The following is an 18,837-nucleotide window of genomic DNA, read 5'->3' on the forward strand; positions in this document are numbered from 1 at the left end:
TATTCGCATCATAATACGGCACGATCCGTAGTGTGCCGCCCAAGGCCACGGTCTTACCGTGGGGCCAGGTTTGGCGCCTCTTACTCGGCCAGCTTGACCGGGGAGATAAAGCCGGAGGGTTTAACGGCGAGCACGGAACATTGCAACTGTTCAAGAATAGATTCTGCGGTATTCCCAATGAGCCATCCGGCGATGCCTGTTCGAGCGACCGTTCCCATGACCACCAGATCGGCTTCCAACTCCTTCACGGTTTGCGGGATGACCCTGGAGGGTATTCCTCGGCGCAAATGGAATTGAGGCGAAAGATGGGCGTAGGCCTCTGTGCCTATTTGGTCTCTTAACTGCTTGCCAAGGCGGGTAAACGCGCTTTCATGTCGCGAACGTTCCCCATCAACATAAGCCAGGACGGCTTCACTGTCGCTCCATGACCGCACCTTCTTCTCGAATGGGGCATCCCAAACATGAAGGACATTCAGTGAGGCGAATTTTGATATCGCGAGCGAACTGGAAAGTTCAAGAATCTGCCGGTTGAGGTTTTGTTCTGGTTCGTCAAGCATATCCGGGTCGATGTCGACAGCTGCCAGAATGCACGCGTAATCCGACTTATCCTCTGAGCGCGTAAGCCATACCGGACAGGGACAGTTGCGAAGCAGTTGCATGTCGTCACTGCCAAACAGCCGTTCGATGAAATTTGGATTTTCAGCAGGCTTGATCAACAAATCGTACTTGTGACGTAAAATAGCCCGAATAACTTCAAGATATGTTTTGCCCACCAGCACCTCCAACCGGATACTGAGGCGTTCCTTATAAGGCTCGACCAGGGACTCCAGCCCTTTTCGGCGCTCGCTCACCATGGCTGTCTGTAATTCAGCGGAGGTGTGTCCGCCGGGCAGCATCCCGATGCCCGCCGTGGGGGCTGGAATAACATCAATGACCGTCAGGTTCGCTTGATTGTTTTCCGCCACTGACACAGCCCGAGCTATCGACGGTTCCTGTGCTACGGACACTTCGGATACGTAGAGAATATGTTTGAAGAGTTTCATCGCAATTTACCCCATTCCAGACAGTTAATCACACATCCGATGGCCGTGACATAGCCACCACTTCACGTTTTATCGCTCCTTCATCCGAAGTAAAACCGGACTACGCGCGTCCGACCTGTTCCCGAACCCATTCATGTACGATCCTGATCATGTCCGGTGTATGCTCGGAGAACACGTGGTCTGCACCTTCAATCTGTACGAGCTGCTTGGGTTCATTGGCTCTTGCGAAGATATCGAGCGAGTCCTGGAGGGGGACAACGTCATCCTCGGTTCCATGGACGAGCAGCCAGGGAATCCGGATCGACGGAGCACAGGTGATAACGGTACCGATGGCTGCGGTGTCGGCGATGAAAGCCTGCGACAGCGGGCACGCCGGCTCGTCCCACATGAAGCCCACACCCGGTGTGACGTCACTGAATTCCCGCCGGGCGAACGCGTCCGTATGGACCATGCCGGCTAGTGAAACGAGTCCGACAAGACGTGTATCTTTGCCGGCCAGCAGAACGCCGACGGCTCCACCCATGCTGTGGCCGACATACAGGATGTTCCATCCGTCAAGCGCGTCGAACACGCAGCGCAGGTCTTCTACTTCCTTGGAGATCGTGGAGTCCTCGAAGCAACCTTCCGAATCACCGTTGCCGGAAAACGACAGCCTGAGCGACGGGATTCCGTCGTGTGAGAGGGCTTCTGCCAGCGCGACGATAAATGGGCGATCCTTATTGCCCGTGACGCCGTGCCCGAGAACCACGATGACCTTCCGACTTTTATCGCCCGGGTGAAAGGTGTAGTCGATCTTTTCACCTTCGATGTTGCGAATGGTTCCGAACATGATTCCTCCTGTAATCCGATAATATTTTAATAATCATCACCGGCATCAGTTCGAGCCCCGCCTGCTAAGAGCGACAGGGCTCGAAAACGGCCGATAGGTCGAGCGAAAGAACGTTTCGACCTAGTTACCGACAAGACAGGGCGCTCGACGTCAACCTTCCTTTCCCTGGAGATTGTTGGTTCCCGATGACGCTCACCCCTATGCCGTCCCCGTGTTGACAATCCATGCCAATTTTGTCCCGCGCAGGTCTTCTTCGTCCACCGGATCAGCGTTCTCCCCTGCCTCAACACGATCCTTTTCAAGAGAAATATCTTGCCAATTTGAACCTTGATTGTCCCGCTATCCACGAGTTGGGCCAATCGCGTCAGGACTTCAGTGGTGATATGGGTCAACTGTCTAGTGATCGTCAACAGCTACCGCCTTCTCCACCTCCAGCCGAATCACACTTCTCATCGGCGCGCCCGCTTGGACGCCTCTTCTGGGCGGATCGACGAATATCTACTTTGCTGGACTCACTGAGCTTTGCCGCGGTACAGCTTGTAGCCTCTGTAGAGTAGCGCGCCGGCGATCCAAGTGAAGACTAGGACGAGTGGATAGGCTAACAGGGGCGGGAAGAACGAGAAGAGAATCCCCAACGTCAGTAGCATCACCCCCGCCGTCACCGTGATACGCGCTTCAAGTGGTTCGAGCACACGCCGGTTCGTGAACGCCGCGCCCACGGTATTGGCGAGGCGGAGAGCGCCTGCAGCGGCACGCCCGCCGCTCCCGCCGCCGCTGGAGAGTATTGGATGCGGATGGCGCTGCTCATTCGGCGCACGCAACTTCCGGTGAGCATCTAAAACCACCTCGGTCGCGTTCTCCAAGTCCTGCAGATACGTCTGCTCCATGAGGCGGGCGAAAGGTTCGTCTTCAACGACGACGTCCATCTCGCAATTGCCTAACCAACTGGCGAGGTTGAGATTCGTCGAACCGACGCGAGCCCAATGTCCATCGGCGACGGCCGTCTTCGCGTGCAGCATCGTTCCGTTCCATTCAAAAATTCGCACACCCGCTTCCAACAAGGGACGATAACCCGCTCTGGACAACAGCCTAAGAAGGGGAATATCGGTTGCGTTCGGCACAAGCAGGCGCACGTCAACGCCGTCGCTCGCTGCCGCACGCAACGCTTGCACATAGGAGGTCGTCCCGGCGTAATACGCATCGACCAACCAGAGACGTTTTCTCACAAGGGCCGCCATCAGGAGATCGACGCGAAACATCCCCGCCGTGGCCGGCACGCCGGCCACAACGCGAAGGGCCGTTTCGCCTTTTTGCGCGTGCACGTCTGGTTTGACCAGGTCGCGCTCAGGGATCGGCTCTCCCATCATCGCCCAGACATCTGCGAACGCCTGCTCAATGACGGCCACCGACGGTCCGCGCACTTGCACGCCGGTATCGCGCCACGGTTCAATCTTCTTTTCAGGCACACCGACCCACATCTGCCCAACGCACAGGCCGGTGACAAAACCCACCTCGCCATCCACCGAGATCGTCTTGCGATGGTCACGACTAAGCCAGCCAAAAGGTGAGTCCCAGCGCGGCGGGTTATAACAACGCACTTCCACGCCGCCCGCGCGCAAGCGGTTCCAAAAAGCGCGCGACGCTCTACCGAATCCGCCCATCCAGTCGTAAATGAGACGCACCCGCACGCCTTCCTGGGCTTTACTAACGAGTACGTCGGCAAACATTCGACCCGCATCATCTTCGCGAATGATGTAGTTTTCGAAATGAATGTACCGTTTCGCCCCGCGGATTGCATCGAGCCACGCCGGGTAATTCTCGCACGCGTCTTGGAGCAGTCGGATGGTGTTGCCTTCGATCAGAGGTGCGCCGGCGGCGCGCGAGAAAGCCTGGTTTGCAAGTGAGCGAATGGGTAATATCGCGGCGCGCTCACGGTTGGGAAGCTGTACGGCGGCGCCCATAGTCATTGTCCCTTCACATCGGCCTTGGGCCTGCGTCTCAAGCGCATTCGGGCTCACCGGTTACACTCCGCATTGGGCACCATTTGAACCAACGACCTTCATCGACAATTCTTTTTGCTTCTATCAAGAAACAAAGAATCCGACCTCCCGAGACGCGCATGAGATACGGGCGTCCCATGCCATTACGATTCTTTGCTAATTGAACCATATGCAATATTCGAATATTGGATAGGTGTGTTCAACCCATTGCCGTTTGACCTATGCTGCCGGCTCTGCTTCAAGCCATGCCCAGGCCTCTTTCTCCTGATCTTCCATTCATCGAGCAGTGATCTCGCAAGCAACCCCACTCTTTTATTCAGACGCTCCTCCGGAAGTGAGATTCAAGGTAATCTCCATTGCATCTCCCTCTACGGTAAGTTTTTTGGTAAATCCGGTTCGCTGCGCCAACTCCAGCATCCCGGTATTGTCCGTTAAGACTTGTCCGACCAGTCGCTCGGTTCCCCGTTTCCGACAATATCGGATCATTTTTTCCATCAATTGTCTCCCCAGGCCCTGCCCTTTCATATCCGAGCGCACCACAATGGCAAACTCTGCATTTTGATTATTGGCATCATTGATAGTCCGAACCACGCCAAGTGTTTCAGGACATTCTCCTTCGGACGGCCGAATGGCAATGAACGCCATTTCCCGATCGTAGTCAATTTGCGTAAAGCGTGCCATTTGAGAATGCGGCAATTCTTGGATAAGCCCGAAAAAGCGAAATCGGATATCCTCCGGGGTTAATCGGGCGATAAATTCATGATGGGCAGGTTCATCCTCAGGCCGAATAGGACGGCAGAAGAGTTTTTCACCGGATTGGAGCGTGATCCATTCCTCAAGCTCTTGCGGATAGGGTCGAATGGCAAGATGGTGCGGACCCGATAAGCGAGAAGACGCAATCTTCATCCTGGCATCCAACGCCAGCACCCCATTTTTGTCGGCGAGAAGCGGGTTGATATCCAGCTCAACAATTTCTGGAAAGTCCTGCACCAGATGAGAAATTTGAATCAAGGTCAGGCAGAGGGCTTCAAGATCAACGGCTGGGCGTGTCCGGAAGCCCTGTAATAATGAGACAATTCTGGTCGAATGAATCAGATCGTTCGCTAATTTCATATTCAAAGGCGGAAGCGCCATCGCATGATCGTCCAACAGTTCGACGGCAATCCCTCCCTGTCCGAAGACAATGATCGGGCCAAACGCGGCATCAACCGTCGCGCCAATGAGTAATTCGTAGGCGCCGGGCCGTCGCGCCATCGCCTGTACCGTGACTCCACGCATCTCCGCCCCTGGATGAATGTGTTGCAATCGATCCCTCATCCCCTGAAATGCGGTTTCAACGGCTTGAGAAGATTCCACATCAAGCACCACTCCACCCACATCTGTCTTATGGGTAATGTCCGGAGAAAGAATTTTCAACGCAACCGGAAACCCCACCTGCTCCGCCAAACGAATGGCTTTCTCAGCCGTCGACGCAATATGTGTTTCCACTGTTGGAATACCATAGGCGGTGAGGATTGCCTTGGCTTCCGATTCATTCAGCAAAGACCGCCCCTGCTCAAGGGCTTGCTCGATCACCAACCTCGCGGAAGAGACAGCCGGGCGAAATTCATGAGGAATAGAAGGCGGGGTCTCCATTAACGTTTTTTGGCGTTGAGAGTAGTCTATGAGATGGAGAAACGCCCGCACGGCTTTTTCGGGAGTGTCATACGTTGGAATCCGGGCTTCGGCAAACAGTTGGCGGGCCTGAACGGTTGTTTGGCCTCCGAGCCAACTGGTGAATACATTTTTTTTGGAGGACGAAGCGCGAACCGCATTCACCACCGCCAATGCGGCCTCCTCGCTGGTGATCACTGCCGTGGGGGCATGGGCCACGATGATCGCATCCACATCCGGAGCCTTCAGAATACTGGTCAAGGCCTGAGCATAACGTTCCGCTCTCGCATCCCCGACGATGTCGACAGGATTTCCGTGAGACCAGCTCGCCGGTAACAACGTTGTGAGTTCATGAATCGTGGCCTCAGACAAGCGGGCGAGAGAACCACCCCCTTCGGCAAAAGCATCGGCAGCCAGAACTCCCGGCCCGCCCCCATTCGTGACGATCGCTAATCGTTCTCCCCGCAACGGGCCGGCTCGTTCCAGCGTTTCCACCGCATCGAACAGTTCATCGATTTCAAACACCCGCAAAATTCCGGCCCGGCAGAATGCCGCATCATACACCTCGTCACGACCGATGAGTGCTCCGGTATGTGAACTGGCGGCCGTCGCCCCTTCCGGATGTCGACCGGCTTTGATTGCTAACACCGGTTTATTGCGAGCGGCGGCTCTGGCTGCAGACATGAACTTTCTCGCCTGTGTGATGGATTCAATGTACAGAAGGATCGCCCGGGTATCGGGGTTGCTGCCAAGATAATCCAGAACATCGCCCATATCGACGTCGGCGCTGTCCCCGAGGGACAAAAAATGGGAAAAGCCGATTCCTTGAGAGCGAGCCCAATCCAACACAGCCGTGCAGAGTGCACCAGACTGAGAAACAAATGCCAGCGATCCGGGAAGAGCTTCCATATGGGCAAAACTGGCATTCAGATGCAGCCCGGGAATCAGCAGACCGATGGTATTCGGACCAAGAAGACGCATACCAAAATTTCGTGCAGTTTCAAGCATGATCGTCCATTCGGTGTCGCTTTCCTTTTCTGATGGCTTCGGTCTCATGCCGGCTGTCAGAATGACCGCAGCCCGGACTCCCCGTTCCCCTAATTCTTGAATCAGCCGCGGGATCGTCGGGGGAGGGGTGCACAGAATGGCTAGATCGGGATTCATCGGCAAGGCCTGCACATCGGGATAAGCCAGCACTCCACATACCGCTTGATACTTCGGATTCACCGGCAGCAGAGGACCCTCGAATCCCCCTTTCAACAGATTCTGCATCACGACACGTCCTACTCGATGAGGCCGATTTGACGCACCGATCACGGCAATAGAACGAGGCTTAAACAGGTACTTGAAATTTCGAATGCTCATGATACGTGCCTTTACTGTATTTACATATAAATATTGTCATACCCCTTTGCAATGCCGACGGCGCCAGTTGATACGGGGTCGTGTGAGGAAGTGAGAAACGGAACTATTCTCCTGTGCACTTCTGTTGGCACAAACGGGCGCCACCAGGATATGGCTCATACAAGAAGACAGCTTTCTTGCTCACGCTTCCGAAAATTATTTTTTCCTTTTACTGCGAATGACCGCCACCGGGGATCCGGCGCTACGGACCACCTTGTTGGACACGCTGCCCAAAATCATCCGCTTGACCCCCGTCGATCCTTGGGAGCCCATTACAATAAGATCCGCCTTCATCATTCGCGCGGTTTTCAATATTTCGGTCGCAGGATTGCCATAGACCAGCCTTTTTTTCGTCGTGAGGTCAGGCGAAGAGAGTACCGCTGACGTCTGCTCAAGAAGTTTCATCCCCTGTTGCTCTTGTATTTCCAAAACTTCTTCTGCCAGCTTTGCAAATTCCTTTTCATTTTCCCTGCCGGTAGTCAACGCCCGTTCGGTTTCATACATGTGTTTTTTGATCACATGGAGAATCATCATATGCGAGGAATTCGGCAAACCCATCCCTTTGACAAAATCGACTGCCGCCCGTGAATCGGAGGATCCATCAGTGGCCAGCAGGATTTTCATCCCTCCATCATTCAATAATTTGTGCGGCGTATTTCGCGCAATCAATACCGAGCATGGAGCTTCCTGTAATACCCATTGGCTCACACTGCCGAGAAAAAATCCGGCGGCTTTGGAATAGCTCCGTGTACCGAGAACCACCAGATCAATGCCTTTGGTGCGAATGGTTTTTAAAATCTCTTCTCCAGGAAATCCATGTTTCACCATAGAGTGAAACACCACATCCTGCCGCCGCAACGTGTTCTCGACCTTGCCCAAAAACCGCCGCGCCCGTTCATGGACTTCTCCCTGAACCTCTTGAACCTGCTGAGAGATTTTCAAAATCCTTTCCTTTGCCAGCCCCATGATCTTTTGAGGAACGGGATGGACATGGAGTAGAAACAGATGTGAACCAACGGGAAGAGATAACCTGGTGAGTATTCGAATAGCTCCTACAGAAATACGAGTTTGCTCTACCGCTAGCAGCACTTTCATCATTGGGCTCCTTTCAAATTTTTACTTGGAATGCGACCTGAACGGCCTAGTCTATCCTATGACACCCTCATTCTCTACTCAGTGGCCAAGGACTGATTCATCAATCTTCCCTCCTCCGCTTGAGAACGTCTCTTCCATTCTGGAAGTTGCGCGAAAACCGCCTGTCGTCTTCCTCAAATTCCGACAGATCTCCATGAAGAAACACCCACAACATCGACTCAGTTAGTCTTCAAGGACCTTCCTCATTCTCCTGAACCAGCCGGGAGGAACATGCCAGGTGCAGAGTCACTCCTCAATGGTTACAATGCGGTGGGGTGGAATTGGGGAGCATCTTTCTTGAGAATAGATCATAACAATACCGTCCTTGTCCGTCGTATCAATCAGCCTCATGTCCGTTGAAGTCCCATAATTTTTCAGCCACCCTTTGGATACCTGCCTACGATGCGAAACGGTTGGTCATGAATGGATATCGATAACGCATGCTTGATGACACCGAATACGTAAAAATCTTCGTGGCGCTCTTAGCCGTGATCAATCCTTTAGGCGCTCTCTCTATTTTCATCGCACTCACACCAGGAAAAGAGAAGGCCGCTCGGAAGAAGATTGCTAAGATTGCGGCATTCTCTGCGACACTGATTCTGTTAATGGCCTTAATCGCTGGGGAATGGATACTCGAAATTTTCGGGATCAGTGTGAGTTCTTTTAGAGTAGGCGGCGGGATCCTCATCCTACTCATGGCTATTTCCATGCTTCAAGCAGAATTGAGCCCGACAGTGCAAACCAAAGAGGAAGCGGAAGAGTCCAACAAGAAACACGATATTGCCGTCGTCCCGTTAGCAACCCCATTGCTGGCCGGGCCCGGTGGAATTAGCACAGTTGTGGTTGAAGCATATAAAGGCACCAACCTGGGACATGAATTGTTGCTAGGTTTGATCATCATAATTATTGGTTTTTGCCTATGGATGGCTTTACACCTGGCCCCCCTGATCTCACAACGTTTAAGCGTGACCGGCATTAATATTTTCACACGTATCATGGGCCTTATCCTGGCAGCCATCGCGGTAGAGATTATTGCCAACGGGTTAAAAGGATTGTTCCCGGCTTTGGCCGGATGAGACAAAATGAGTTGAGTGAGTCTGCATGAAATTGCAGTGGGCCAAGACTTACTCGTATTTCCGCAGATCTATCCCCCGCGACTCAACAGGAAATTCATTGTGGATCATTCTCAACCCACTTCTGCATTTAGAGCCATTTCGCCTTACCAGACCATTTTTTGACCTACATAAAGCTACGCATGGTCCAGTGGGTGTTGCCCCATGTTTTTCACCTCCGGAGATAGAATGCTGTACCAGAAAAAGAAGGGAGGGATAAGCAGGTGAGAGGCATCATGCGTCCAACATCCCCACAAGTCAGCCTCTCAATCAATCAAACAAAATCCGGGAAGGGGTTCCGCACATGAGGGGAAACCGATAACGGGCCGGAACCTTTCAATGCTTACGTGATGAACGTTTGGCTCTCATTGTTCTGCGCAGTAATCTTTGGCTCATGGATTTTTTGTTCATCCATTTCAGCCGGAATTGGGCCTTACAATTTCCCGTCCTTGACGACACATATCACGTCCTCTTCCCATTGATGGAGGTTTGCCATTTCCCGTTGATTTTGGGAATGAATCCTTTTTCCCGTTGTTAAAGGTAATCCTGAACCTGGAGTTGGTCACGTCCCTGATCTTGAGACCAAATAAGACTTGCAAAGCCCACCGATTGGTAGAACCCACGATATGAAAATGAAACCACAGAACATCTTCCTGGATATCAAATAAACACCTCCTCTTTAGAAAGGATGAAAGCGACATCATTTTGGATCAACGCCAATCTACCGACAGAAACAGGGAAAAATATTTTAGGAAACGGGCCCGTCATTCAGATCAAAAGAGGAAGAAGTGCAACCAGTATTCTGCAACTCAGCTAATTGATAGACCTCCTGGGCTATAATGATCTATCATTGGCCTCTATCTCTTGCTCGGCAACGAACCAATCATCGAGATCCTGTCCATGGTGCCCCCCTCGAGAGTGAAATAATTCATACGCCCGCCGGGCAATCCGCGCATGCACATTCCCATTGGTAGGTTGAGAGTTCATAGAATCGGTATCGCCAGGGATCATACTCTCCTGAACCTCCAAAGGGTCCTCTCTCATAGAGGTCTTTTTCCTCGATACGCTCTTTCGCTTGGCGGCGAAAGGAGACTGTCTGGGTGTCTCATCGGATGGTTGAACCGATCGTTTTTTCGCCATTAGGCCACCTCCACATGAGGAATTGTCTGTATGGGAGCCAAAGACCTTTGTAAAATATCGGAAGGAAATGCAGGCTCTTTCCCCAGAGTTTTAAGGGTCTGGACTATACGTTCGGGTTGTCCCCAATCGCTCCACAGCACTTCTTCGAATTCCATCACTCCCAGATGCTTAGGAATCCGTTGCAGCAATTCACGAGAAAAGTCCAGGACAGGCATGTCCCGATAGATCTCATGAAGCGTCTCATTTTCGTGAACGGTCCCAATCACCGTTCCTAAGCGTTCAAACCGCTCCATCATAGTCGGAAGGTTTTCCCAACCAAGTTTCCAGAGGGTTGCCACTTTTCCCACCATCACCAACGTATTCCAAAGCGCTCCATTTGCCATTGCCTGCTTCCCTTCAATGATGTTTGGTTTTTCAAGAAAAGAACCGGCCAGGCGAATACAAGACCCACTGCTCCAGCCCAGGACTTCGCTCAAGTTGATCCACCCATAGTCCAATTCAGGATGTGAAGGAGAAACCCCAAAAAGGATCAACCGATCCTGGAGAAAATGACTTGCGCGGATCCCACGCCTGACCGTCTCGACAAAACGAGCTTCTGGAAAGACAAAATGGTCGGATGGGAAAATGGCTACTGTGGCATCAGCGTCCCATGCCCGAACAAAGGTCAGCGGAAGGAACACTCCTGCGGCTGTTCCACTATTATGTGGCTGAACAATGACGTGTCCGGACTTCTCTCTCTCCATGGCTTCATTCAAAAACTCCCGATGATTCCGCCCGATCACCGTGACTTTATGTTCGGGATATACTAATCGGTCTGCCCGGTCCAGCGTATGTTGGAGCATGGAGCGTTTTCCGACAAATGTACAATACTGCTTGGGCTTATGACCGCCCAACCATTGCTCGATAAACGGGCGGGTCCTTTCCCCTTCTCCCCCAGCTAAGACAACGGACCACAAATGATTAACCTGGGTACTCAGCATGTTGTTCCCCTCCTTGGGTCCTGAATGCCAAAGAAAAATAGGGTCTTTCCCCTTCTTCCCAGAAACTTTTGTAAAACATTCCAAAGAGGGAAGGAACTAGGAATTTCCCTAGTAAACCAGGAAAAAGTCCCTAGGTCCTACCGTTCCAGACATGACGCCTTACTCTGTCCTCTTGGGCGAAACGAAGGATCTCGTTGAGCCATAACCCCGTCGACCAAAGAAAAGGAGGGGTTTCAACCTTATCGGCTGTCCACCCGGAACTGCCACACACTCATTCCCGGTCGATTCCTCTGCGGCCCAGCGCAAGCCAATTGGTAAGAGCTTTGTGGATCTCACCCCTTTACCCAATGCCAGGCCTCATCGGTTTGATCTGGTGTAAAAAATTTCAATTGGACCTTGGGCCAAGGAACAGAAATCTTTGGTTCCCCCTTCAACATCCGTCGATTCCCCACCAACGCAATTCGCTGAAACTCATGAATGTGTTGAAGATGATCGATCATCTCTTCCCAAAAGGCTTGCCCATTCAGGCTCTCAAAGCTTGCCATATCACATAAGAAATTTATCGGCCCAACCTCCTGCATCAACGTTTCCAAGTATGTATTCAATAGATCATACTCTTCGGTCGACAATTTACCCTCAAACCGTATTCCCACACTTCCTTCTGCACTTTCATCTAAAATCCGATACATACGATTACCTTTCACCTGTGAGCCAGAAAGTCGTTACCAGCCCCTCTGGCTCATTTCCATAGAAAAACACACCGTTTAATGGCTTAACTTTTTCTCACTTTTCTTCACTGGCACTTCCATTGCCATAGAAACATTTCACCTGTCCCTGAATGGATATAGTCCCGCTCATCTTTTTCTAGCGAGGGTTATGCCAGGGGAAAGGCTCTGAGTAATTCCCTTTTTTTATAGTGGTTTCTGAGAGGTTGGGAAAAAGCGGAAGATCGTCCCTTGGCCAAAACGCTACAGGGAATGTTGGGGAACTGTTGAAGTTTGCAACAACGATTGGGAGAATGCGGGAATCAGACCCGTTGGTCACACCCAAGATTAATTATGAGGAACCCAGGCAGGATTGAGCCCTTTAAAGGTGTATCTCCCCTCAAGACAGTCGGGAATCCGAGCAGAATCAGCACAATTGATTTCCTGTACCGACAAGTGAGGCTCAAATGTCGGCACATCAGACCCATCGAAGCCCAGCCTGATGGAATAACTTTGGGCTTTCACCAGCCTGTTCACCTTTTCACCTTATTTGGCAAATTCAACTTCGTGTGTCATCAGAAGTATTACGGGTTTTGACTTTAATGCAGGCCCGATCACATGTCAGGAGAGAACGCCTCCATTATCAGGCTTCAACTGGATCATGAATGACCTCACCACATTCCCGACACACCAGGTTCCCGATTCTCCTGCCTTCTTCATTGTAATAATTATCCACCATGCCTTGATGAGCGCAGATTACACTCTTCCCGTTTTTTTTGATGCCATCGACCTCATCTGACTTCATACTTTCCTCTCCCACGGATTTTCCGCCTCCCGCATAGGGGTTCAATTTTCAATTTGGATCCGCGCCTTGATCAGGCCACATGGAAATAATGGGGGACCTGTTCCTCAATCTCCATTTTCGTAATGATCTCGCGACAGACTTGCTTGCGAGATATGAGATGAAACGGTTTTAAGATACAGCCTTGCGCTCCTTCCCGGAACAGTTTGCGGAGGACACGTTCGTCAGAACCACCCGACATCATCAACACCCGCATTTGATGCCCCAACCATCGCGATTCACCCAGCATGGTCCGCCCTCTCTAATGGACATTTGCATATCAACCAGAAGGCCATACACACGATGCCGCTTCACCACGTCCAACCCTTCACGCCATTTTTCGATATCCCGCCACCTTTTTCGCTGAGATGACCCGTCCGCCGGATCATGCACACGTTCACACCGAACGCACCAACAAACCGGCTTGGGACAGGCAGAGGAGGATATGGTGAAACAATGTCGTAACCAATGTCCTGGGCGTGAGGGGGATGGCTTCGGAGTTCATCAGGTCTTTCGTCAATATGGAAGATGTAGAAAAGTGATTCATGAGCACGCCTCTTTTGTATAAACGGGTTTCAAAGATGAAACCATCAGATGCTTGGAGTTTGATCACCAAAAAAAGATAGAATAACGATCGGAACAAAAAAAAGAACTCGGGATATTCCAGGTTCTACGATAAAACATCCCTGGCTTGGAAAATCCGAAGAATGGCTTATTCAGGTGAAACGAGGCCATGGACAATCGCATACCTCGTTAACTCCGCCGTGCTATGAAGATTTAACTCCCGGATTATCTGGGTTCGATGAAATTCAATGGTTTTGGCAGACACATTCAAGATCGTCGCAATTTCTTTGTTGGTGTGGCCCTCGGCGATGAGCTGTAGCACTTCCCGTTGTCGGGGCGTCAACAAATCCGTCTCGGTGTGGGGAAACGACATTTCTTGACTGAACGTACCCAGAAAATCTTTGGCAATGGCCGGCGTCACATAAAACTGTCCTTTCATGACCGCATGGATCGCGAGCATCAATTCGGAAGCCGCAGACCGTTTTAAGAGAAACCCGGAAGCCCCGATTTGAAAGGCTTCCTTCGCATAGAGCGGATCCGCATGCATGGTCAGAAAAATCAACTTAATCGTTGGAAATAATTTCTTCAATTGGCGGCCCGCATCCAGTCCATTTAATTTTGGCATGGAAATATCTAAGACAATCACATCCGGTTCCAGCTTTTGAGCAGCCTGAAGGAGGGCCCGCCCATCCTCCACTTTCCCCACAAGATCACAATCCTCCTCAACCAGTTTAGCCAGGCCTTCCAAGACCAAGGAATGGTCATCAGCTAATATGACACGAGGTTTGGTTACCATACCCAATGCCCTATGCTGCAATACCTTTGACGTACTCGAAAAGACACTCCCAACTCCTTTTTCTTCATGCGTTATTCCCTCCCCTACTGTCATTCTTGACACTCTGGAAATCCATCCCCGCCGCTGAAAACGGCATAACGATCACGTGCGACTTCAAGCTCGAGTCGAGTCCGGCATAATTCCTCATTTTGCATCTCCGGAAGAGGTTGAACCCCTGCCGGCGATACCTCTATTCCCTCGACGGGTAAACCATCCTGAGATTTTTTGACATAAGAAGAAGAAGAACGAGAAGATTTTTTATCCCTGGAGGAAAGCCTGGGATGTGTTGGTGGGCCTGGGGATTGCGCCCTGATCGGACGCCCGAGAGTGGCTTTCTTGATGAAAGGGTCGCCTTTCCCGGACTGTTCAGTTCGCCTCTTGGATTTTGGGGGCTTATTTGACTGAGACATGAAAGCTTTTCCCTTAGGGGTCAGTTTTCAAGCACCTCACAGGGCCCAATCATATTCATTTTGCCCAGAAAGGTACAGCTCTGCAGTTATCCCCCTTCATTAGGCCTGCCCTACTAATGAATTGCATTGGGCATCGGTCCGCGAATTTCCTTAAATGGATCTCATTACTCCCACTACGGGTATGATGGAATCGAAAGATGCAACCCCCGGTGAGGAAGACTGGGACGTCCAATTCTAGAGGTGTGGGGAAAGATGCTACACTTCCTTTGGCTATCCTTATGAATATTTCCCTTCTTTCCTCACTTTTCCTCAAGCAGGTCCAGATCCACTAGACAATTTTTTTCACTTTTTCTTCCTCACGGCCTTCAACGTTTCTCCACCCTCTCAACGGAATATGATTCCCTTTCTCCAATCCACTCTTTTTGAAACGTATTCTTTTAGACCACAAATCAGTAACTGGCACAAAGTTTGATACTACCTTCTCAATCAGGGGGGAACCAAAACGTCATTTTGCCAAAAAATTGTAAATTGATAGACCCAAATGAAATACGCCACTCATTTATTGCTTTAACAACACGCTGACTGCAGGAGGTGACTCAATGGAATGTCCTCGCTGTCATGGTTTAATGGTCATTGATGCCTGTTTGAATCTGGAAAACGTTCATCACACTGTCTGGATTCATGAATGGCGATGTTTGAATTGTGGAGAAATATCTGATCCGCAAACTTTGGCAAATCGCGCTCCACGCCAACAGGATGTCAGCAACCGACTCCCCAAGAGGTTGGGTGAATGTTTCAGTCACGCAAAGGATACCCCATGAATCATCTCCTTACACTTGTTCTGCGGAACGGGAGCCTCGCATTGCTTGTTATAGGCATGGGAATGAGTTCGGGATGGGCCCAGGAACAGGATGTCATAGCCGGAGGCAAACAGCTCTTTCAAAAATTTTGCGCATCCTGCCATGGTAGTCAGGCCAGAGGAAATGGCCCTCTTTCTGAGTCTTTGAAGCCCAAGCCGGCGAATCTGACCAGGTTATCAGCCAACCATAGGGGCTCATTCCCCTTTTGGCAGGCCTACCGCATGATCGATGGACGTGATCACATTCCGAGCCATGGCACCCGTGATATGCCGGTGTTTGGAATCTGGTTCCGGATACCGGATGACGAAGTCTCGATTGAAACCGAGTGGGCCGACCAGGTACGAGGGCGAATCTGGCAACTGTTGTCATACCTGGAATCTATTCAGGAGCCATAAAAATGACTGTGAAGGTATTAGCTATCCATAGATGCCAGGTAATCCACATCCCTACAGATGAACAAGCAGGAGGACATGATGTATCAACCACACAAACGCATTGGTTTGCTGAGTTTCATCCTCATAATGGCCTGGCCCATTTTGGCCTTATGCCAGGAAGTTCCAGGCAACCCGCAGAACGGGAAAGTTCTGTTTGAAAAACATTGCGCGAATTGTCATGGAGAAAAAGGGACTGGTGATGGACCGGACACCAAATTTTTGTTGGTACAGCCCGCAAACTTTCACTCCTTGGAATCACGATCGAAAACCGATTGGGAATTAATGAATGTGATCACTTTCGGAGCTATATTTTCTCCTATGCATGGGTGGTCAGAGCGGTTGACGGAAGATGAGCGCTGGGATGTTTTGCGATATATCAGATTTCTTGCTCCATTTAACCCCATCGCCAACCTTTACCCTTTACCGGAGACTCACGGGTAAAAACTCGACGAATGCAGCTAGATCGGGTGTCCACCATTCATTTTCCCATCAAGGAGATTCAGCCATATCGGACATGTTAAAAGTTATCGAAGTGTTAGCCGAATCAGACAAGAGTTGGGAGGATGCGGCTTCGCACGCCGTGATCCAGGCAGCTAAAAGGGTGCACGGCATAAAATCAATTTACATCAGGGATAGGGAACCCAAAGTGGAAAATAACAAGAGTTCCAAATATCGAATTTACGCCAACATTTCTTTCCTGCTGGATTAGAAAGAACAGAAGGACAGGTGGATTCCCGCTCCTGGTCATCCTGCCCTATTCGGCAAGCCTGCCCTGAGCGTAGTCGGAGGGGTTCAGGGCCAGGTCCACGGAAGTACCTGGCTGAGCCCTAGCGCCATCAACCCGGGCACAGATCCTTCACGATAAACTCAGGATGATAACAGGGGAATGACACGCATGGACGGCCTTGAGTCTTCAACACGGTGGGAACATTTTCCCCATGAAGCGGATATGGGCATTCGCGGGTTTGGAATCACGAAGGCCCAAGCCTTTGAACAGTCTGCGTTAGCGCTGACGGCTGTGGTCACGGATCCCCAACGGGTGGCTGCTCAAATGGAACGCCACTTCACCTGCGAAGCACCGGATGATGAGCTCTTACTGGTCGATTGGCTGAATGCCCTCATCTTTGAAATGGCATGCGGGCATATGGTATTTGCGAGGTTTGACGTCACCATCACCGATCGTCATCTGAAGGGCATCGCATATGGGGAACCAGTCGATCGCATGAAACATGAACCAGCCGTAGAAATAAAGGGGGCGACCTATACCGAGCTGTTTGTCAGGCGGATTGAGGGAAACGGTTGGGTTGCCCAATGTGTCGTTGATGTCTAGTCCTGGGAGTTGAATATTGCAGGCATGGTAACCGACTAGGTCGGGGTACCGATTGATCCACTCTTCCTTTTGCGAAAAACCGTATGGACCTGAATCTCCTATCCCGAGTCTCTGGGTATGAATGGCACATCCCTCAAAAGGGAAAGATGCGCGTGCCGGGAATTATTTACGCCGATGAGTCACTCGTTCGCGACATGGATCTCAAGGTCTATGAACAGGTCGTCAATGTGGCCACACTCCCGGGAATTGTCCAAGCCTCGTTTGCCATGCCCGATGCGCATTGGGGGTACGGGTTTCCGATAGGCGGAGTCGCCGCCTTCGACCCTCAACAGGGAGGAGTGGTGTCTGCCGGCGGTGTCGGGTTTGATATTTCCTGCGGCGTACGGACCCTCTACACCGGTTTGCGTGCGGACGATATCACCCCCCTGAAAGAAAAACTGGCGAACCTCTTATTTGCGAAGGTGCCCGCAGGCGTGGGTAGTACAGGGCAATTGCGCCTGAAACCCAAGGAAATGGATGACATGCTCGCTGGCGGTGCCCAATGGGCAGTCCAACGAGGCTATGGGACAGCAAACGATTTATCGCGCATTGAAGAACATGGCTGCATGACCGGGGCAAAACCCGGGTGTGTGTCTGACCATGCCAAGAAACGCCAGCAGGACGAAATGGGTACATTAGGATCCGGGAATCATTATTTGGAAATTCAAGAGGTCGTGGAAACCTACCACGATCCTTTATCGGAAAAACTTGGTATCCAGGCCGGGGATATTCTGGTCAGCATTCATTGCGGTTCACGAGGGCTTGGGCATCAAATCGGCACCGAATACCTCAAGAAAATGGTGGTGACGGCAAGCCAATATGGCATAACGTTGCCGGACCGCGAATTAGCCTGTGCCCCGATCGACTCTCCCCTGGGCCAGGAGTATTTAGGGGCCATGCGGGCGGCGATGAATTGCGCCTTAGCCAATCGTGAAATTATCACCCATTTAGTCCGTCAGGCATTTGTAGAAATCTTTCCTCAGGCGGCCTTACCCTTGCTATACGATGTGTCACATAACACATGCAAAGTGGAGGAGCACCAGATCGGCGGCCGGAGTCGACGCGTCTTTGTCCATCGGAAAGGTGCCACGCGTGCGTTCGGTCCCGGACATGCCGATATCCCTCCTGACCTCCAACCTTTCGGTCAACCGGTCCTCATCGGTGGAACCATGGGCACAGCCTCTTATCTTCTGGTAGGAACGAAAGAAGGCATGGGTCTGGCCTTTGGATCGGCCTGTCATGGGGCAGGACGGAGTATGAGTCGACATCAGGCCACTCGCCAATGGAAGGGCCACAGAGTCATTCAAGATTTAGCAGCTCAGGGAATCCTCATCAGAAGTCCTTCGGCGCGAGGAGTGGCCGAAGAGGCACCGGGTGCCTATAAAAACGTCACCGCCGTGGTGGATGCGGCCGAACAGGCGCACTTGGCCCGTAAGGTGGCGAAAATGCGCCCGTTAATCTGTATTAAGGGCTAAGGGCTCGACCATATCAAACGACTAAACCCAGGACGCCGCAATCGCATCGT

Annotated in this window: 20 protein-coding genes; 6 read left to right on the plus strand and 14 right to left on the minus strand. The window is 51.4% G+C overall.

Features of this window, described 5'->3' with window-relative positions; translation table 11 throughout:
• Positions 1 to 80: 80 nt before the first annotated feature.
• The 6 genes from ACWHYD_RS14175 to ACWHYD_RS14200 form a co-directional block, all read right to left on the minus strand.
• Complete coding sequence (locus ACWHYD_RS14175) at positions 81 to 1,043, minus strand: universal stress protein (protein WP_447962678.1); 963 nt, start codon at positions 1,041 to 1,043, stop codon at positions 81 to 83.
• 100 nt (positions 1,044 to 1,143) lie between these two features.
• Complete coding sequence (locus ACWHYD_RS14180; RefSeq protein WP_447962679.1) at positions 1,144 to 1,872, minus strand: alpha/beta hydrolase; 729 nt, start codon at positions 1,870 to 1,872, stop codon at positions 1,144 to 1,146.
• 26 nt (positions 1,873 to 1,898) lie between these two features.
• Positions 1,899 to 2,282, minus strand: a complete 384-nt coding sequence (locus tag ACWHYD_RS14185) for a hypothetical protein (RefSeq protein WP_447962680.1) — start codon at positions 2,280 to 2,282, stop codon at positions 1,899 to 1,901.
• Between the two features lie 102 nt (positions 2,283 to 2,384).
• Entirely contained in the window at positions 2,385 to 3,833 is a 1,449-nt protein-coding gene (locus ACWHYD_RS14190; RefSeq protein ID WP_447962681.1) for a phospholipase D-like domain-containing protein, read from the minus strand.
• A gap of 351 nt (positions 3,834 to 4,184) precedes the next feature.
• The gene (locus tag ACWHYD_RS14195) at positions 4,185 to 6,890 is read right to left on the minus strand and encodes a bifunctional acetate--CoA ligase family protein/GNAT family N-acetyltransferase (protein WP_447962682.1); all 2,706 of its coding nucleotides are present in this window, start codon (positions 6,888 to 6,890) and stop codon (positions 4,185 to 4,187) included.
• A gap of 195 nt (positions 6,891 to 7,085) precedes the next feature.
• Positions 7,086 to 8,027 carry a universal stress protein gene (locus tag ACWHYD_RS14200; protein WP_447962683.1) on the minus strand — a complete coding sequence of 314 codons (942 nt, stop codon included), beginning with the start codon at positions 8,025 to 8,027 and terminating at the stop codon, positions 7,086 to 7,088.
• A gap of 476 nt (positions 8,028 to 8,503) precedes the next feature.
• Here ACWHYD_RS14200 and ACWHYD_RS14205 point away from each other — a divergent pair, with 476 nt between their 5' ends.
• Positions 8,504 to 9,139 carry a YchE family NAAT transporter gene (locus ACWHYD_RS14205; RefSeq protein WP_447962684.1) on the plus strand — a complete coding sequence of 212 codons (636 nt, stop codon included), beginning with the start codon at positions 8,504 to 8,506 and terminating at the stop codon, positions 9,137 to 9,139.
• A gap of 870 nt (positions 9,140 to 10,009) precedes the next feature.
• Here the strand turns inward: ACWHYD_RS14205 and ACWHYD_RS14210 are convergent.
• The 8 genes from ACWHYD_RS14210 to ACWHYD_RS14245 all read right to left on the minus strand — a co-directional run bounded on the left by ACWHYD_RS14210 (position 10,010) and on the right by ACWHYD_RS14245 (position 14,649).
• Complete coding sequence (locus tag ACWHYD_RS14210) at positions 10,010 to 10,315, minus strand: DUF2934 domain-containing protein (RefSeq protein ID WP_447962685.1); 306 nt, start codon at positions 10,313 to 10,315, stop codon at positions 10,010 to 10,012.
• A complete protein-coding gene (locus ACWHYD_RS14215) occupies positions 10,315 to 11,295 on the minus strand; it encodes a sugar phosphate nucleotidyltransferase (protein ID WP_447962686.1) in 981 nt (326 codons plus the stop codon). Before ACWHYD_RS14215 ends, ACWHYD_RS14210 begins: the two co-directional genes overlap by 1 nt.
• Positions 11,296 to 11,627: 332 nt before the next feature.
• Positions 11,628 to 11,984 carry an STAS/SEC14 domain-containing protein gene (locus ACWHYD_RS14220; protein WP_447962687.1) on the minus strand — a complete coding sequence of 119 codons (357 nt, stop codon included), beginning with the start codon at positions 11,982 to 11,984 and terminating at the stop codon, positions 11,628 to 11,630.
• Positions 11,985 to 12,642: 658 nt separating this feature from the next.
• Complete coding sequence (locus ACWHYD_RS14225; protein ID WP_447962688.1) at positions 12,643 to 12,804, minus strand: hypothetical protein; 162 nt, start codon at positions 12,802 to 12,804, stop codon at positions 12,643 to 12,645.
• A gap of 70 nt (positions 12,805 to 12,874) precedes the next feature.
• Positions 12,875 to 13,090 (minus strand): hypothetical protein, encoded by a 216-nt coding sequence (locus tag ACWHYD_RS14230; protein WP_447962689.1) that lies wholly within the window; start codon positions 13,088 to 13,090, stop codon positions 12,875 to 12,877.
• A 147-nt stretch (positions 13,091 to 13,237) separates the two neighbouring features.
• Positions 13,238 to 13,387 carry a hypothetical protein gene (locus ACWHYD_RS14235; protein ID WP_447962690.1) on the minus strand — a complete coding sequence of 50 codons (150 nt, stop codon included), beginning with the start codon at positions 13,385 to 13,387 and terminating at the stop codon, positions 13,238 to 13,240.
• A 165-nt stretch (positions 13,388 to 13,552) separates the two neighbouring features.
• A complete protein-coding gene (locus tag ACWHYD_RS14240) occupies positions 13,553 to 14,200 on the minus strand; it encodes a response regulator (RefSeq protein ID WP_447962691.1) in 648 nt (215 codons plus the stop codon).
• Between the two features lie 89 nt (positions 14,201 to 14,289).
• A complete protein-coding gene (locus ACWHYD_RS14245; protein WP_447962692.1) occupies positions 14,290 to 14,649 on the minus strand; it encodes a hypothetical protein in 360 nt (119 codons plus the stop codon).
• Positions 14,650 to 15,466: 817 nt separating this feature from the next.
• On the opposite strand from ACWHYD_RS14245, the gene ACWHYD_RS14250 reads away from it, so the two are divergent.
• The 5 genes from ACWHYD_RS14250 to ACWHYD_RS14270 all read left to right on the plus strand — a co-directional run bounded on the left by ACWHYD_RS14250 (position 15,467) and on the right by ACWHYD_RS14270 (position 18,787).
• Positions 15,467 to 15,904 carry a cytochrome c gene (locus tag ACWHYD_RS14250; RefSeq protein ID WP_447962693.1) on the plus strand — a complete coding sequence of 146 codons (438 nt, stop codon included), beginning with the start codon at positions 15,467 to 15,469 and terminating at the stop codon, positions 15,902 to 15,904.
• A gap of 75 nt (positions 15,905 to 15,979) precedes the next feature.
• Positions 15,980 to 16,384, plus strand: a complete 405-nt coding sequence (locus ACWHYD_RS14255) for a c-type cytochrome (protein ID WP_447962694.1) — start codon at positions 15,980 to 15,982, stop codon at positions 16,382 to 16,384.
• 73 nt (positions 16,385 to 16,457) lie between these two features.
• Positions 16,458 to 16,652 carry a dodecin family protein gene (locus tag ACWHYD_RS14260; protein WP_447962695.1) on the plus strand — a complete coding sequence of 65 codons (195 nt, stop codon included), beginning with the start codon at positions 16,458 to 16,460 and terminating at the stop codon, positions 16,650 to 16,652.
• Between the two features lie 177 nt (positions 16,653 to 16,829).
• Complete coding sequence (locus ACWHYD_RS14265) at positions 16,830 to 17,273, plus strand: archease (protein WP_447962696.1); 444 nt, start codon at positions 16,830 to 16,832, stop codon at positions 17,271 to 17,273.
• Positions 17,274 to 17,356: 83 nt separating this feature from the next.
• Positions 17,357 to 18,787 carry an RtcB family protein gene (locus tag ACWHYD_RS14270; protein ID WP_447962697.1) on the plus strand — a complete coding sequence of 477 codons (1,431 nt, stop codon included), beginning with the start codon at positions 17,357 to 17,359 and terminating at the stop codon, positions 18,785 to 18,787.
• Positions 18,788 to 18,837: the final 50 nt, after the last annotated feature.

The sequence above is a fragment of the Nitrospira sp. Ecomares 2.1 genome (assembly GCF_965152585.1).